The 14,077-nt window shown below is 62.6% G+C and carries 13 protein-coding genes; 3 read left to right on the forward strand and 10 right to left on the reverse strand.

The window, feature by feature from the left end; genetic code table 11:
- Positions 1-39: 39 nt before the first annotated feature.
- Both IGB42_RS11930 and IGB42_RS11935 read right to left on the reverse strand, forming a co-directional pair.
- On the reverse strand, positions 40-771 hold the full coding sequence (locus IGB42_RS11930; protein ID WP_159671852.1) for a hypothetical protein: 732 nt from the start codon (positions 769-771) through the stop codon (positions 40-42).
- Positions 768-1,934: an oxygenase MpaB family protein gene (locus IGB42_RS11935; RefSeq protein WP_159671854.1), complete on the reverse strand. Its 1,167-nt coding sequence runs from the start codon at positions 1,932-1,934 to the stop codon at positions 768-770. Before IGB42_RS11935 ends, IGB42_RS11930 begins: the two co-directional genes overlap by 4 nt.
- Before the next feature lie 183 nt (positions 1,935-2,117).
- Between IGB42_RS11935 and IGB42_RS11940 the strand changes: the two genes are divergently transcribed.
- Both IGB42_RS11940 and IGB42_RS11945 read left to right on the forward strand, forming a co-directional pair.
- The gene (locus IGB42_RS11940; RefSeq protein ID WP_159671856.1) at positions 2,118-4,919 is read left to right on the forward strand and encodes a hybrid sensor histidine kinase/response regulator; all 2,802 of its coding nucleotides are present in this window, start codon (positions 2,118-2,120) and stop codon (positions 4,917-4,919) included.
- A 210-nt stretch (positions 4,920-5,129) separates the two neighbouring features.
- Entirely contained in the window at positions 5,130-5,663 is a 534-nt protein-coding gene (locus IGB42_RS11945; RefSeq protein WP_159671858.1) for a hypothetical protein, read from the forward strand.
- Between the two features lie 384 nt (positions 5,664-6,047).
- On the opposite strand, the gene IGB42_RS11950 is transcribed toward IGB42_RS11945, so the two are convergent.
- From IGB42_RS11950 to IGB42_RS11985, 8 genes are all read right to left on the reverse strand, one after another.
- Positions 6,048-7,151, reverse strand: coding sequence for an AI-2E family transporter (locus IGB42_RS11950; protein WP_159671860.1), 1,104 nt, complete (start codon positions 7,149-7,151; stop codon positions 6,048-6,050).
- Between the two features lie 163 nt (positions 7,152-7,314).
- Positions 7,315-7,911 (reverse strand): dual specificity protein phosphatase family protein, encoded by a 597-nt coding sequence (locus tag IGB42_RS11955; protein WP_159671862.1) that lies wholly within the window; start codon positions 7,909-7,911, stop codon positions 7,315-7,317.
- Positions 7,912-7,930: 19 nt separating this feature from the next.
- On the reverse strand, positions 7,931-8,443 hold the full coding sequence (locus IGB42_RS11960) for a hypothetical protein (protein WP_159671864.1): 513 nt from the start codon (positions 8,441-8,443) through the stop codon (positions 7,931-7,933).
- Positions 8,440-9,567, reverse strand: coding sequence for a glycosyltransferase (locus IGB42_RS11965; protein WP_159671866.1), 1,128 nt, complete (start codon positions 9,565-9,567; stop codon positions 8,440-8,442). The genes IGB42_RS11960 and IGB42_RS11965 overlap by 4 nt, the downstream gene beginning before the upstream one ends.
- Before the next feature lie 243 nt (positions 9,568-9,810).
- Positions 9,811-10,188 (reverse strand): lysozyme inhibitor LprI family protein, encoded by a 378-nt coding sequence (locus IGB42_RS11970; protein WP_159671868.1) that lies wholly within the window; start codon positions 10,186-10,188, stop codon positions 9,811-9,813.
- Between the two features lie 88 nt (positions 10,189-10,276).
- On the reverse strand, positions 10,277-11,314 hold the full coding sequence (locus tag IGB42_RS11975) for an aldo/keto reductase (RefSeq protein WP_159671870.1): 1,038 nt from the start codon (positions 11,312-11,314) through the stop codon (positions 10,277-10,279).
- Positions 11,315-11,404: 90 nt separating this feature from the next.
- Positions 11,405-12,337 (reverse strand): TraB/GumN family protein, encoded by a 933-nt coding sequence (locus IGB42_RS11980; protein WP_159671872.1) that lies wholly within the window; start codon positions 12,335-12,337, stop codon positions 11,405-11,407.
- Between the two features lie 109 nt (positions 12,338-12,446).
- On the reverse strand, positions 12,447-13,040 hold the full coding sequence (locus tag IGB42_RS11985) for a hypothetical protein (RefSeq protein WP_159671874.1): 594 nt from the start codon (positions 13,038-13,040) through the stop codon (positions 12,447-12,449).
- Positions 13,041-13,494: 454 nt separating this feature from the next.
- Between IGB42_RS11985 and IGB42_RS11990 the strand changes: the two genes are divergently transcribed.
- Positions 13,495-13,884, forward strand: coding sequence for a hypothetical protein (locus tag IGB42_RS11990; RefSeq protein WP_159671876.1), 390 nt, complete (start codon positions 13,495-13,497; stop codon positions 13,882-13,884).
- The last annotated feature ends 193 nt before the right edge of the window (positions 13,885-14,077 follow it).

The following is a 14,077-nucleotide window of genomic DNA, read 5'->3' on the forward strand; positions in this document are numbered from 1 at the left end:
GGCTTTCTGCTTTTTGCCTGATTTTTTGTCTGCCTGGGCTCAGGCTGACCGGGCCGCCGTATTCAATCCGTGAGCGGGTGCCGCTGCAGTGCTGCGCAGGCGCAGGAAGTAGCCGCAGTAAATGATGTCGAGCAGGGTGGACGCCGCGCACAGCAACAACAGGAAGGCATCCTGCGGGTAGTGCAGCAGCATGAACACCGAGACCAGCGCGGTACCCAGGCTGCGCAGCCAGGTGATCGGCCACGCCAGGCCCACTGTCGACGGTTGCTGTACCAGCAGCACCAGGCACAGTGCACTGATCACGAACTGGCAGATATAGGCCGAACGTGCGCCGATGGGGGTATCCAGCCCGGACAGCGTCATGGTCCAGTACAGCGCGATGAAGAACAGCACGCTGCCCCACACGATGGGCTGGTAGTAGCGCTTGAATACCGGATGGGTGAACTGTTCGCCCCCCAGCTTGATCACCTGCCAGAAAATGAACAGGTCAAAGAACAGCCAGGCGCGGTAGGTCCACACCAGGAAAACGCCCATGTCGGTACGCAGCAGTACACCCCAGACGAACTCCCAGGCCAGGTTGCTGGCACCGGCCAGCACGGCCATTTCCACCACGCGGTATTTGCGTGCCTGCACCAGCACCAGCACATACGCCACCACCCACAGCAGGCAACCGGTGGCGAAAAAGCCCAGTTGCAACGGGGTGTAGATACTGCCGTCGTTGCTGACGGTATTGAACCACGCACCGGCATCGTTCTGCAGCAAGGTGCTCATGGCTGGCTCACTGCAACCGTGGCCGGTGTGGCGGCTGGCCCGCCCATACCCTGCGGAATGCGGAATGGCTTGCCCGGGTCCTTGCCGGCCCAATGCTGCTGCAAGCCTTCCATCAATGCGTGGCCATATAGCCCCATGAAGCTTTGCGCAGTGTGCGAACTGCCGGCCAGCCTGGCCTTGATGCGGAACAGCAGGCGCAGCAGGGCGATTGCCCACTCCCAGTTGCCGCCGCTGTGCAGCCCCAGATAGGTCGCATTGCGCCTGCCCAGCAAGGTGCTCATCAATGCGGGTACCAGCCCATGCGCAGGCGCGGGCAGGTTCTGCTGCAGGAAAGCCACATGCGCCTGGGTGAGTAGGATACCGTCCGGGCTGGCGCCGAAATTGCGCCGTGCCAGTGCCTTCCATACCTTGCGTGCTTCGGGGATATCACGCGGCATGGCCGCGGGCGTGATGCCAAGCACATAGCCGATGGTTTTCCACAGGTAGAGCTGGTCTTCCATATCTTGCCGGGTAACCGGCACGCCCAGCTCGCGCAGGCCGGCCATGGCTTCCAGCGAGAACGCCAGCATGGTGCCAACGAGCTCCTCCTGGTTGATCGGCTCGCCCCATTGCACGTGCCAGCGCCCGGTGGGCCAGTTGCTGGACATGCGGGCAAAGTGGCGGATGGCCGCGTGCATCAGCCGCACCTTGCGGATGGTGAGCAAGCCGGCACCGCCGGGAGCCAGCCCGCCGGGCTGCGCGGCATCGAGGATGAAGCGCAGCGTTTCGGACGCGCGGCGCTCGAAATGCTCGGTGAGCTTACCGGTGGACGCAAGGATCTGCGCGCCACCTTGGCGCCCGGTGTAGAGCACCGGCAGCGAGCGGCACAGCAGGCTCACGCCGAACTGCGCGCCGTAGGTGGTGAAAAACGCCTGCGCGCGTTGCAGCCGGACGGCATCGGTGCCCTCCGGCAGTTGTGCGGTTTCGGCAAGAAAAGCGGCCAGTGCCGCCGGTGTATCGGCCGGCAGCGTGCCATTGCCATCCAGATGTGCCAGTACCTGGTTGGCATGTTCGACATCGCCGCTGGCCAGTAGCGCCGCGATGCAATCATCGGCCAGCGGATCTGCGCTGCGTTTGAACCGGTCCAGCGTGGCATCGGACCAGAGGCGGCTATTGCTTGTCATATTTCTTTCTTGTTCCTGATTTGTTCAGTCTGGATATTAAAATGAATTGCTGCAGCGTGTGGTGCATTTGCAGAAAGGATAAAATACACCGTTGTAGCCAAGCGCTGACAGACATGTCGTAGACTGCAAGCGCTGCCAGTTTCCGCCCGCCTTTCCACATTATCCAGAGCGATGTCCGATTTGATGTCAGCCCCGCCCGCCCGCACCGCCCGCCGCTGCTCGATCAGCGCGGTGGCGGCCCGCTGCGTGCTGGCCACGCTGGCGCTGTGCATGCTGATGCTGTGCTGTAGTCACACGGCATGGGCCATGGTTGTGACCGCGCAGACGGCTGGCCAGCATCTGGATGGCGAAATGACATTGTGGCGCGACGATGGCCGTCAGCAAAGTGTCGAAGACGCCAGTGTGGCGCTCGCGCGCGGGGACTTCGCGCCGGCGCAGGGCTTGCGGCGCTCGCGTGGCTACAGCAGTGCCGCATGGTGGTTTCACTTCACGCTGGGCAACACCGGCAGCGAAGCGGTCAGCACTTATCTGGAGTACACGGATGGATTGATCGGCAATGTCACGCTGTATACCCGCCCTGTCGGTGGGCAGGGGCCGTGGCGCGCACAGATGTTCAGCGCGGTGCAGCCGGAAGACGGCCGCCCGCTACCCACGGTGCGGCCGATATTCGAGCAGCTGATTCCACCGTCTGGCCAGGTGGAAGTGATGATGCGGGTGGCGTTCGACGACAGCACCGGCATGGCGGGGCCCATCTATTCGGACGTGCGCGTGTGGGGCGCGCAGCCGTTCCAGATGGCCAACACCCACGAGCTGTTCCTGCTGGGGGCGATGATCGGCATCATGTTGCTGGTGGGTTTTGCCGCGATGATCGGCTTCGCGGCCACGCGCGACCGCACCTTCCTGTATTACGGCCTCAACCTGCTGCTGCTCACGCTGTCTTTCCACAGTGCCACCGGCGTGTGGCCGCTGCTGCTGTGGAACGGGCATTTCAGCCTGACCCTGCTGTTTGCCATGAGCGGCATCTACTTCGTCTGCGCGGCGCTATTCGTACGCAACTACCTGCGTACCCAGGAAATCGCCCCGCGCCTCGATATCGGCCTGCGTGCCATCGTGGTGACCGGCGCACTGGGCACGCTGCTGGCGGTGCTGGGCTGGCCGCAGTATTCGCTGTACGTGCTGGAATTCGGCGGCGTGGGTTTCCTGATCTATATCCTGGCCAGCGTGCAGGCGGTACGGCACGGCGTGGCCGGCGCCAAGCTGTTCACGCTGGCGTGGGCGGTGTATTCGGTCTCGCTTACCGTTACCTGGGGGCTGCGCGATTACGGGCTGATCGAGCACGATATCTTCAGCTACCGCTTCATCTTTTTCGGCATCGTGCTGGAAATCCTGCTGTTCAGCATGGCGATGGCGTTGCGCGTGGCGCAACTGCGCCGGCAGAAGGATGCCGCCGAAGCCGCCTACCGGCTGCAGCTGGAGCGCGAGGCTACCGAGCTGGAAGCGCTGGTGGCGCAACGCACGCACGAGCTCGATGGTGCGCGGCGCGAGGCCGAGGCGGCCAGCCGTGCCAAGGGTGATTTCCTCGCACACGTCAGTCATGAAATCCGCACGCCGCTGACCGCCATCCTCGGCTATGCCGAGCGACTGGGCGCCGAGCATGCGCTCAGCCCGCAGCAGGCCCGCTGGCTGGCGCAGATCGGCGACAGCGGCGATTACCTGCTCAGCCTGATCGGCAACGTGCTGGACGTCAGCCGGCTGGAGGCGGGCAAGGTGGACGTGCAGGAGACCCCGCTATCCCTGGAAACGCTGGTGCGCCAGCTGCATGGGCTGTTCGGGGAACAAGCCAGCAGCAAGGGCATCGGCTTTGAAATCCACAGCGAAGCACAGGGCTGGTTCCGGCTGGATGCCGGCAAGTGGCGGCAGATACTCGTCAACCTGATCGGGAATGCGGTGAAGTTCACCGAGGAAGGCGATGTGCAGGTGCGGCTGGATCATCAGCGCGATGCCGACGGGCGTGACTGGCTGGTGGCCGAGGTGCGCGACAGTGGCCCCGGCGTGCCGGATCAGGAAGCCGCGCTGATTTTTGAAGCATTCGCGCAAACGCCCACCGGGCGCCGTGCCGGTGGTGCCGGGCTGGGACTGGCGATCTGCCGTGACTTCGCCACCCTGATGGGTGGCACCATCGCGCTGGACCAGCGCCATACCGGCGGTGCGTTTTTCATCGTGCGCGTGCCGGCCATGCCGTGCGAAGCCGAGGAAGAGCAGGTGCACGGCGATATCCGCTTCGACGGCATGACCGTGCTGGTGGCGGAAGATCACCGCATCAACCAGGAGCTGCTGCAGGATATGCTGAGCAATGCCGGCGCGCGCGTACTGCTGGCCGAGGATGGTGCGGAGGCGATGGACATCTGGCGTGCAGGTACGCATGTCGATCTGGTGCTGACAGACTTCCACATGCCGCTGTTGAGCGGCGTGCAACTGGCGCGCGGCTTGCGCAAACTCGGCTATCAGCGGCGCATCGTGCTGGTGAGCGCCGGGCATTCACCGGGAGAATCCGCTTTGCGGGATGCCGGCATCGATGCCTGGGTGGGCAAGCCGTTCAGCCGGCAGGCGCTGCTGGCCGCACTGGCCGGCAACAGCATGGCGCAAGCAGCGCCATTGCCGATGGAAGGCCCGCTGGATCTGGCGCACGCTGCCGCGGCGCTGGGCTACAGCATGGAGCGCTTTGTGCCGCTGGCCGAGAAAGGGCTGGCGCGCATCGGTGCACTGCTGATCGCCAGCAGTGTCGAGCAGGATGAAGCCGCGCGCTGCCGCCATGCGCACAGCGCCAAGGGCATATCCGGCCAGGTAGGCGCGTACCGCTTGATGCAGGTGCTGGCCTTGCTGGAGAGTGACCCGGTCAACCAGGTGTTGCTGGCTGATGCCAACGTGCACCTGCAGCAAGCGATCGATGCGCTGGGCGCGCACCGCATGGCGCTGTCGGCGTAGCAGGGTGCCGGCCCGGGAGTCTATCTCGTGGGCTGTAGCGTGCACAGGAGCCGGCGCCGGCAGGCTGGGGTGCCGATGCCGTATGAAATGGTGTTGTCTCCGGGCTAGGCCGGTGGTTCGGGTCTGGCTGTCTGCTGCCTCGGTCATGACGGTGGAGGGCAGGCGGTGGAATTGGTACGCTAGGCGTCTTGCTTGCATCCAGTTAAAACCATGACGACATCCGCTCATCTGCAGTGCCTCCCTCTCGATAGTTCAAGGTGGGGCGAGCTTGAACACGCTTACGGCCTTGCCTCCGACATCCCGGAACTCCTCCGGAAGCTCGATACGGTTCCGTCTGCGGCCGGTGACGAGGAACCATGGTTTTCGCTGTGGAGTGCCCTTGCTCATCAGAATGATGTCTACGCTGCGTCGTTTGCCGCCGTTCCCCATGTGGTACGGGCACTGGCAACCGCTCCGCTAACCGCCGACTTTAATTACTTCCAGTTCCCCGCCGTTGTGGAGGCATGGCGGCTGGAAGCGCAAATCCGGATACCTGAGGATCTCCAGACCGCCTATTTTGCAGCGCTCGCTGCGCTGCCGGGATTGGTTGCGCAAGCATCCGCTCGCGAATGGGATGATGATTTTCTTGCCTGTGCCCTTTCAGCGGTTGCCGCTGCCAAAGGTTTTGGCAAGGTAGCAGAGGCTGTGCTTGAAATGACTCCGGACGTTGCGGACGAATTCCTGGAGTGGTTCCACTCGCTTTGATTGCCTGGGCTCCGCTTTGGGCTGGCCTGGCCAGTATCCTTGTTCCATTGCGCGGAAGCTGCTGCGGTTTCAACGTTCTGCCGGTACGGTCGAAAAAAGTGGATCAAGCCGGGGAGCGTGGCTGTTTTTCGTTGTGATGCCTCGAAGGGCCACCGTGCCTCCTTCAAGCCAAGCCGGGCATCACCAGATTGCGGTATCGAAACGGAGTGTTCAGGTGCGCGCCATACGCTCAGGTGCGTCTCGCATGCCAATCATGTTCAGCACTGCCGGATTTTCTGCATGCCTCGACTTGTTTGGTGACAGATCCCAAATCAATGCCCCGCTTGGCGGGGCATTGATTTGGGATTGGGCCATGCAACGGCTGGTCAGCTGTTGTTCATTCCATCAGGCAGCCGGGGTGGTGGCCTGGTCCGGCTCTGCCGCGTGCTCGGCATTTTCGCGCTTGGCCCAGCTTTGCAGCAGCGTGAAGCTGACTGCCAGCAAGGTGGGGCCGAGGAATACGCCCAGCAGGCCCCAGGCGAATGCGCCGCCCATCACGCCCACGAGGATCAGCACGAAGGGCAGATCGCTTTCCTTGCCGATGAACAGCGGCTTGACGATGTTGTCCGCCATGCCGACCACGCCCACCATCCACACCGCCAGGAAGATCGCCCAGCCCGTCTGGCCTTGCTGGTACAGCCAGAATGCAGCGGGCAGCCCCACCAGGCTGGGCCCACCCGGGATCAGCGACAGGAAGCAACTGACGAGGCCCAGCGTGGGTGCGTTGGGTACGCCGCTGATCCAGTAGCCGAACCACGCCAGGATGCCCTGTACGAAGGCGGTGCCGAGAAAACCGTACACCACGCCGCGTACGGTGCCGCCAGCAATCATCATCAGCTCTTGCGCGCGGCTGCCGCCGATGCGGTGCAGTGCACGCAGCAGCCATTGCACGACGGCATGGCCGCTGATGTAGAAGAAAAATGCAAACAGCAGGCTCAGCAGCATCAACAGTAGCCCGCTGCCGATGGCTGTGCCGATGGCCAGCAGGATATGGCCGACGGGCTTGAGCCATTCCCGTACCTTGGCAATGATTTCCGGGTCACCCGCAGCCAGGCCTGCGTAAAAAGTGGCAATCTTGGGGCCGACCCACGGCAGGTTGGCAACCAGTGTTGGCAGTGGTGGCAGGCCCGCCTCGATATGCCGGTGCAGCCAGCCGGAAATATCGTCCAGATTGCTCGATAGCCCCACGCCGGCCACCACCAGCGGCACCAGGATCAGCAGTGCAAAGCCCAGCAGCAAAATGGCTGCGGCTATGGTGCGCTGGCCACGCAGCCTGGCGCTCAGCCACTCGAACGGTTGCCATGTGGCATACACCAGGATGCCGCCCCACACCATGGCGGCAAGGAAGGGGGCGAGGATCTGGTAGGACAGTGCCAGCAGCAGCAACACTGCGCAGGTGGCGATGGCGGGCTCTATCCACGTGACTTTTCTGACGTGCATTTGCGACATGACTGATCCGTTGGCAAGGAATAAGGTGGCAGATACCATTGCTTATGCCGACATCGTAACGGCACAAGTCCTTACTGTGCCATGACTTTGCTTAAACCATGTGATTCAGCCTGCAGCCAACTGTAGGCGCGATGGCCCCGCTGTGGCTGCCCGGCCACGTACGCTAAGCGTTCACCGCATTGCGCAGCTTGTCGATATCCACCTCGTCCATATAGGTCCTGATGTTCTTCCATACCGCATGAAAGCCATAGCCGCCGTGCTCCAGCTCTTCCATCGCCTGCTGCTTGCTCCAGCCCTGATACACCACGCGGTACAGCGCGGAAACCAGGCCGGTGCGGTCGGCACCGTGCAGACAGTGGATCAGTACCGGGCCGTTGCTGTCGACTTCGCGCAGCGCCTTCAGCGCAGTGATCATGTCTGCATCGCGGATGTTCCAGGTATTGATGGGAATGCGCTGGATGGCAATCTTGCTGCCGGCAAGAATCTTGTCGTCGGCATGGTAGGCGCGGAAGCTGATCACCTTGCGCACCCCCAGCCGCTGCAGCTGGGCCACGTCTTTTTTCGTCAGCGCGGCACTGCGGTAGAGATTGGGCGTGATGCGGTACAGATTGTTGACGGATGCATCCGTAACCGGCTGCGCCCATCTTTGCGGGCGGGTGGCCGTGCCACCGGCTGCGTGTTCCGCGTTGGCGATGCCGGCCTGGCCAACAAGCAGCGCGGCCAGCAACACGGCCAGTACAGGGGAAGAAGGGTGGGGCATGGATGATCTGCGTCGGGGTTCAGGGCTGGGGCGATGATGCTGCGGATTTGTCGGAGGGTTTACCGGATACAAACAGCAACACCAGCGCCACGGCGGTCATGGTCCAGTAATCGGTGGGGGCAAAGGCGATCCAGTGCTTGTGCCAGGGCACGAATTCCGGGCTGAAGTGAGCAATGCCGTAGGCAGGGTTGAGCACGAACCACAGGTAGTCTTCACTGATCCAGAACAGCATGATGCAGGCCACGATGCGGGCTTCGATCCGCCACGACCACTGGCAGGAAAAGAACACCGGCAAGTGGAAGAACAGGCCGATGAATGGAAACACCCACGCGTGGTAGCCGGTCATTGCCCGGCCGCCCCAGAAGATATCCAGCAGCCAGTGTTTTTCCACCCGCCACGTGGGCAGGTTGGCGGCCCAGCCGCCAGCGCCCTCGATCTGGATTTCCACGTTGGCAAAGAAAAACCCCAGCAGCAATACCCACGCCAGCAGCAGCAGCGTTTGCCCGCGGGGGATCAGCCGTTGCCGGTTCATGCGTGTTGCTGCGCCAGCACGCGGTCGAGCACGAAGCGCGCCGCGTGCGGGCGGCCCAGTGGCACGATCTTGCGCTGCATGGTGGCCAGGCGCTCCGGCTCGGCCAGCAGCGCGCGGATGCGGAACTCCAGCGCTGCGGCATCGATGGCCTTGAGCGCCACGCCTTGCTCCAGCAGGAAATCGGCGTTGCGCTCTTCCTGCCCGGGTATCGGTGAATTGACGATCATCGGCAGCCCCATCGCCATGCACTCGGAGGTGGTCAGCCCGCCAGGCTTGGTGATGGCCAGGTCCGCACACGCCATCAGCCGTTCCACCTTGTTGGTGAAGCCCTGCGGAAACAACCGACCCGGGTGGGCGGCGGCAATCTGCTGCAGCGATGCCAGCATGGCTTCGTTCTTGCCGCACATGGCGATCAGCTGGAAATCGCCATCCATGGCCAGCAGGCGCTCGACCAGTGCTTCCAGCCCGCCCAGCCCGGCACCGCCCGCCATCATCAGAAAGGTCTGGCGCGCCGGGTCCAGCCCGTATTCGGCCGCGCACTCGGCCCGATCGAGCGGTGCGGCAAATGCCGGCATGATGGGGATGCCGCTCACATGCACGATATCGGCCGGCAGGCCGCGCAGACGCATGCGGTAGGCAATTTCCTCGTTGGCGGCAAAATAGCCGGCCATATTGGGTACGATCCACATGCTGTGCAGATCGAAATCCGTCACCTGTACCCATACCGGTACGTTGATGCGCGCCTTGCGGATTTCCCGCGACAGCAATTCGGCCGGCAGGAAGTGTGTGCAGATGATGGCATCGGGCTTTTGCTGCTTGATCTCGGCGATCAGCGCACGGCAATTGAGCCGCTCCACCGCGCGGCGCAGCTTCTGGCTTAGCCCGCTTTGCTCGGCTTCATCGGTTTTCTGGTACAGGTAGCCCCACAGTGCCGGGTGGTTGCTCACCAGCTTGATGTAGAAATCCGTATAGAGCTTGCGGAAACCGCTGCCCACGTATTCCATCACGTCCAGGTGCGTGGCACTGATGGCCGCATCATGCAGTGCGGCGCTGGCTTCGATGGCCTGTGCGGCGCGCATGTGGCCGGCACCGGCGCTGACACTCAGGATCAGGATTTTTTTCATGGATGCTCTTGCGTGATCGGGCATGGGCCTTGCGCGTCAGGATGAGCGCAGGGAAGAACAGGCAAGCCGTTTTCTACCAGAAAAAACGGCCAGGTGACAGCCGCATGACAGCGGCGCCAGCAGACAAGTGAGGCCAGCCACAACGGCAACCTGAAGATTGCCGCTGGCGGTGGTGCAATGGCGGACCCACTGCCGCCAGGTGGACGGCGGGCAAAAAAACGGGCCGTTGCGCGGCCCGTACGATCATTTCAGTTTGCTGTTCATGCAGCCGGCGCTGCTGCACTCGCGTGAACGCTCGGTGAGGAACTGCACGCGCTCGGTAGTGGTGCGGGTGGCGCAATCGAGGTTCACGTAAAAGCCCTTGGCGTCCTTGTAGCTGCACTCGCTATTGCGGTTGCTGATCCACGCCAGCTGGCCTTTCTTCAGCGCAGCCTTGCCGTCTGCATCCAGCTGCTTCACAAGCTTGCCGTACACCTCGTTCAAGTCCTTGTCTGCCTGCAGGTACACCTTGTTCAGGCAGTAGAGGCCGTCGAAATCATCTTTCGGCTTGTCACAGTTCGAATTGGCACTGGCCAGTGCAGAGACCAGCAACAGGCCAGCGGCCATCAGCATTTTCTTCATGGGTTTTCTCCGGACAGGGGCCGCGGCGGTCGAGGTGCTGCCGCGCCACCCATCTATAGTTGATGCCCGCAACGGGCGAAAGGCGGCGTTACAGCGCCGGGCTCTGGTACTGCCGATACAGTTGCTCGATGCCGGCTTCCAGCTCCGGCGTGATCACTACCTTGCTGCTGCCGATGTCCTCGCCCAGCTGCGCCAGCGTGGTGGCACCGATGATGGTGCTGGCCACGAACCAGCGGCTTTGCACGAAGGCCAGCGCCAGCTCGGTGGGGGTGATGCCATGGCTGCGTGCCAGCGCCGCGTAGGCGGCAATGGCTTCTTCCACGAAGGGCTTGCGGTAACGCGCGCCAAATTGCGGAAAGCGCGTCATGCGGCCGTCCTTGTCGTCGCCCGCCAGGTATTTGCCGCTGAGCAGGCCGAACGCCAGCGGGCTGTACACCAGCAATGACACCTGCTCGCGATGGCAGGCTTCGACAAGCCCGCTCTCGAACGCGCGGTTGATCAGGTTATACACGTTCTGGATGGTCTTGATGCGCGGCAGGCCGTTGGCATCCGCCACATGCGCCCACTCGGCCACGCCCCAGGCGGTTTCGTTGGATACGCCCAAGTAACGCACCTTGCCGGCCTTCACCAGCTGCGTCAGCGCTTCCAGCTGCTCATGGATGCCGGGCGTGTCGGGTTTTTCATCGGCCGGGTTGTACAGGCTGCTGCCGAACATGGGCACCGCGCGCGCTGGCCAGTGCACCTGGTAAAGATCGACATGATCCGTTTGCAGCCGCTGCAGCGATGCATCGCATGCTGCAACGATCTGCGCGGCGGTAAATTGCGGGCCGCCGCGTATCCAGGCCATGCCACGGTTGGGGCCGGATACCTTGGTGGCGATCACCACCTTGTCGCGCGGTTGTTTCGCCAGCCAGCTGCCCACATGGGCTTCGGTGCGGCCCTGTGTGCTGCCATTGGCGGGTACCGGGTACATTTCGGCGGTATCGATGAAATTGATGCCGGCGGCAACGGCGGCGTCGAGCTGCTGGTGCGCGTCCTGCTCGCTGTTCTGTTCGCCGAAGGTCATGGTGCCGAGGCAAAGCGATGAGACGGTCAGGTCGGTGCCGGGAAGCAGGCGGTGTTGCATGGGGTTACTCCAGAAAACCGGTGGTGTGACGGGGCCAGCACCGGGTTGCGGACGTGAAAAGAGCCGGTGCAACCGGCTCTGGGCATGGCTTTATTTCTTGGTGTCGAATATCGGGGTCAGCGTATAGCCGCGTGCGCGCAGGCGCTCGATCAGCCCATCCTTGCCCGGCAGGTGCAAGGTGCCCACGGCAATGAAGCTGTTGCCCTTGGCCAGCAGTTCCTGCATGCGCTCATCCATGCGCACGTTGCGATCAGCCAGCAGGGTTTTGTCTTTCCAGTTGTCGAAGAACGCCTTGTCGGCATCCGGCAGATTCACTTCATCCTTGTCGGCAAACTTGAGCATGCCGGTGATGTCGCGCTTCACGTACAGCGCCACCAACTGTTTGTAGTAGCCATCGAGCTGCGGCTGCTGGTCGATCAGGCTGTTCAGCAGGCTGATCTGCTTGTCCTGCGGGATGTCCTCGAACACGGCGATCTGTTCTTCCACCGTTTCCAGCCCCAGGTATTCGCGCTCGCTCTCGATGGCCATCTTGGCCAGCAGCAAGTCCAGCGGCGCCTGGCCAGCCTGGTGCTTGGGTACCATCAGCTGCATGGCTGCCGCCCAAGGCTTCATGCGGCGTGCGGCCACTTCCGGGTAGCTGCGCGCTTCCAGCTCGGGCAGCAGTTTCTTGTAGCGCTCGGCTCCGATCAGGTCAGCCAGTTGCTGGCCTTCCGGCATCAGCATGCTCTTGGCCAGCGCCATCATCATCGGGAAATCCAGGCGGATTTCGGTAACGATGCGGTCGGAACTGTCGAATGCCTTCTGGATGGGGGCTGAGAGCGTGGTGACTGCCGGATCGGTCACGTGCGCGGTGCCGAACAGCCACGACGATTTCATGCCGGCCTTGTCGACGCGCCACAGCACTGCTGCCGGAAAAGCGGCCTCGTTCGCGGCCTTGGGCTTTGCTGCGGCCAGCGCTGGCAACGGGGCAAGTAATGAGGCTGCACAGAGTGACAACAACAGCGGGCGCAGGCGTTTCAACATGGACGGTCTCCAGAGATAGACCGCCAAGTATAACGGGATGCCGCGAGCTGTTGGCGGGATGCGTGCAATGCCCGTACGCGGGTGTGGCGTGCGGGTTGCCTGACCGGCGTCAGACGCGGATCAGCGTCTTGACGGCCTTCATGTACTGATCGGCATACGGTGCGCCGGTGCGCGATTCGCGCAGCGCCATGTTCCAGCGCGCCATCACGGTTTTCAGGCGGGCGGCATTCTGCACCGCTTCGATTTCCGCCACCAGGCTGTTGCCCATCAGGCCGAGAAATTGCGTGGTGCTGTCGCGCATCAGTACCTTGATGTCGTTGATGCGGGCTGGGTCCAGCTCGGACTCGGCTTCTTCCTGGGCCGGCGGGGTGCTCATCACCGGGGGGCTGGAGATCACCGGTAGGATGGGGCCAGCAGCAGCGGGGCTGTGGGCGGCGATGCCGGCATCGCTGTCGCCCAGCATGCGGAAGGTGGCGATGGCCGCGGGGTTGACGATGAAGCCGCGCGTTTCCAGTTCCAGCAGCAGTGTCATCACATCGCTGCCTGCCAGCATGGTGCTCAGCATGCGCACGGTGCGTGCACCGTCGATCACGATCAGCAGGCGGCGCAGCAGGGGCGACAAGTTGCCGCGCTGCTGTATTTCCTGCTGGCCTTTGTCGGTTTTCACATACACCGCGTTGGACATACCGGCTGGTATCTGCATCGTATCCACCCCTGAGGTTCGTCGCCATTCTATGCGCCAAGCATGACGAAACCGGGATGGTTTGATGATGATTTGCTGTCCGTAAATGAAAGATGGCGGGGTGTCGCAAGGCTGTATTTTCGGGTAATCCGGCCTGCAGCCGGTCATATCCGTCAGCCATTGCTGTCAGCGGGCGCGAACAGGCCGAAAAAAGGCGCTGTTGATGTCAGCCTGGCCGTGGATGGTCTCGCAGCGGATCAGTACACCAGCGTGGCGCTGCCCGTCCCCAATCCGGTTACTGGCGGGAGTGGTGGGCCGCGTGCACGTGCTGCCGGGTTAATGGAAAATGGCACACCAGACTTTTGAAGAATGCCTTGATGTATCACATGTTGTCCCGGCTGGAATCCATGCTGCAAACCTTGGTGGGTAAGCCTGTTGCGGCCAAATCCATAGCAGGCAACACGATCCTGCTGTTTTGGGACGCCGCCCCCCACCCGGGCAGCCGGATGAAAGAAGCAGCCTGTGGCTTGATCCGCCATGGCGGGTGGAAGGCGAGAATGGCGTTGTTGCATCCAGCTATGGTTTTCCGGATGAGCCGGAAGAGGACGAAACTACCGCGCAGTACCGGCGGCGCTTTGAACAGAAATGTCGCGAATCGGATCTGCTCATTGGCAGGGTGCTGGTTGCTGTTGCAATTGACCAGTTAAGCAGCGATCTCACGCTGACATTTGAAGGCGGCTGCCAGCTGCGCAATTTTGCGGTGGACATGCATGAAGATGAGAATTGGCGTTTCAGGGATGGCGCCACCGGCCAGACCTACCGTGTGCGCATGGATGGCGTGAAAGTGAGTGGCGATTTCCATTGAATCGCCTCTGCATCAATTGGCCGAATTGGCCGTGCCGGCGATGGTCAGTTTCCAATTGGATGCACGCTGCTGGATCAGCGTTTTCCCCGTGTCGCACAGGCCTGCATTCCATCAGGCCGTTGTCCGACATTCTTCCTTGTTTGCAAAGCCCAAGATGGCCAGCAATGATGGCCAGTTGTGTGGCCGTCGGTGT

Origin of the sequence: Andreprevotia sp. IGB-42 (assembly GCF_009848685.1) — a bacterium.
Taxonomy (GTDB): Bacteria; Pseudomonadota; Gammaproteobacteria; order Burkholderiales; family Chitinibacteraceae; genus Andreprevotia.

Coding starts and splice junctions, on each gene's coding strand:
- IGB42_RS11930 (WP_159671852.1), bottom strand. CDS start 771: ATGAGCACCTTGCTGCAGAACGATGCCGGTGCGTGGTTCAATACCGTC.
- IGB42_RS11935 (WP_159671854.1), bottom strand. CDS start 1,934: ATGACAAGCAATAGCCGCCTCTGGTCCGATGCCACGCTGGACCGGTTC.
- IGB42_RS11940 (WP_159671856.1), top strand. CDS start 2,118: ATGTCAGCCCCGCCCGCCCGCACCGCCCGCCGCTGCTCGATCAGCGCG.
- IGB42_RS11945 (WP_159671858.1), top strand. CDS start 5,130: ATGACGACATCCGCTCATCTGCAGTGCCTCCCTCTCGATAGTTCAAGG.
- IGB42_RS11950 (WP_159671860.1), bottom strand. CDS start 7,151: ATGTCGCAAATGCACGTCAGAAAAGTCACGTGGATAGAGCCCGCCATC.
- IGB42_RS11955 (WP_159671862.1), bottom strand. CDS start 7,911: ATGCCCCACCCTTCTTCCCCTGTACTGGCCGTGTTGCTGGCCGCGCTG.
- IGB42_RS11960 (WP_159671864.1), bottom strand. CDS start 8,443: ATGAACCGGCAACGGCTGATCCCCCGCGGGCAAACGCTGCTGCTGCTG.
- IGB42_RS11965 (WP_159671866.1), bottom strand. CDS start 9,567: ATGAAAAAAATCCTGATCCTGAGTGTCAGCGCCGGTGCCGGCCACATG.
- IGB42_RS11970 (WP_159671868.1), bottom strand. CDS start 10,188: ATGAAGAAAATGCTGATGGCCGCTGGCCTGTTGCTGGTCTCTGCACTG.
- IGB42_RS11975 (WP_159671870.1), bottom strand. CDS start 11,314: ATGCAACACCGCCTGCTTCCCGGCACCGACCTGACCGTCTCATCGCTT.
- IGB42_RS11980 (WP_159671872.1), bottom strand. CDS start 12,337: ATGTTGAAACGCCTGCGCCCGCTGTTGTTGTCACTCTGTGCAGCCTCA.
- IGB42_RS11985 (WP_159671874.1), bottom strand. CDS start 13,040: ATGCAGATACCAGCCGGTATGTCCAACGCGGTGTATGTGAAAACCGAC.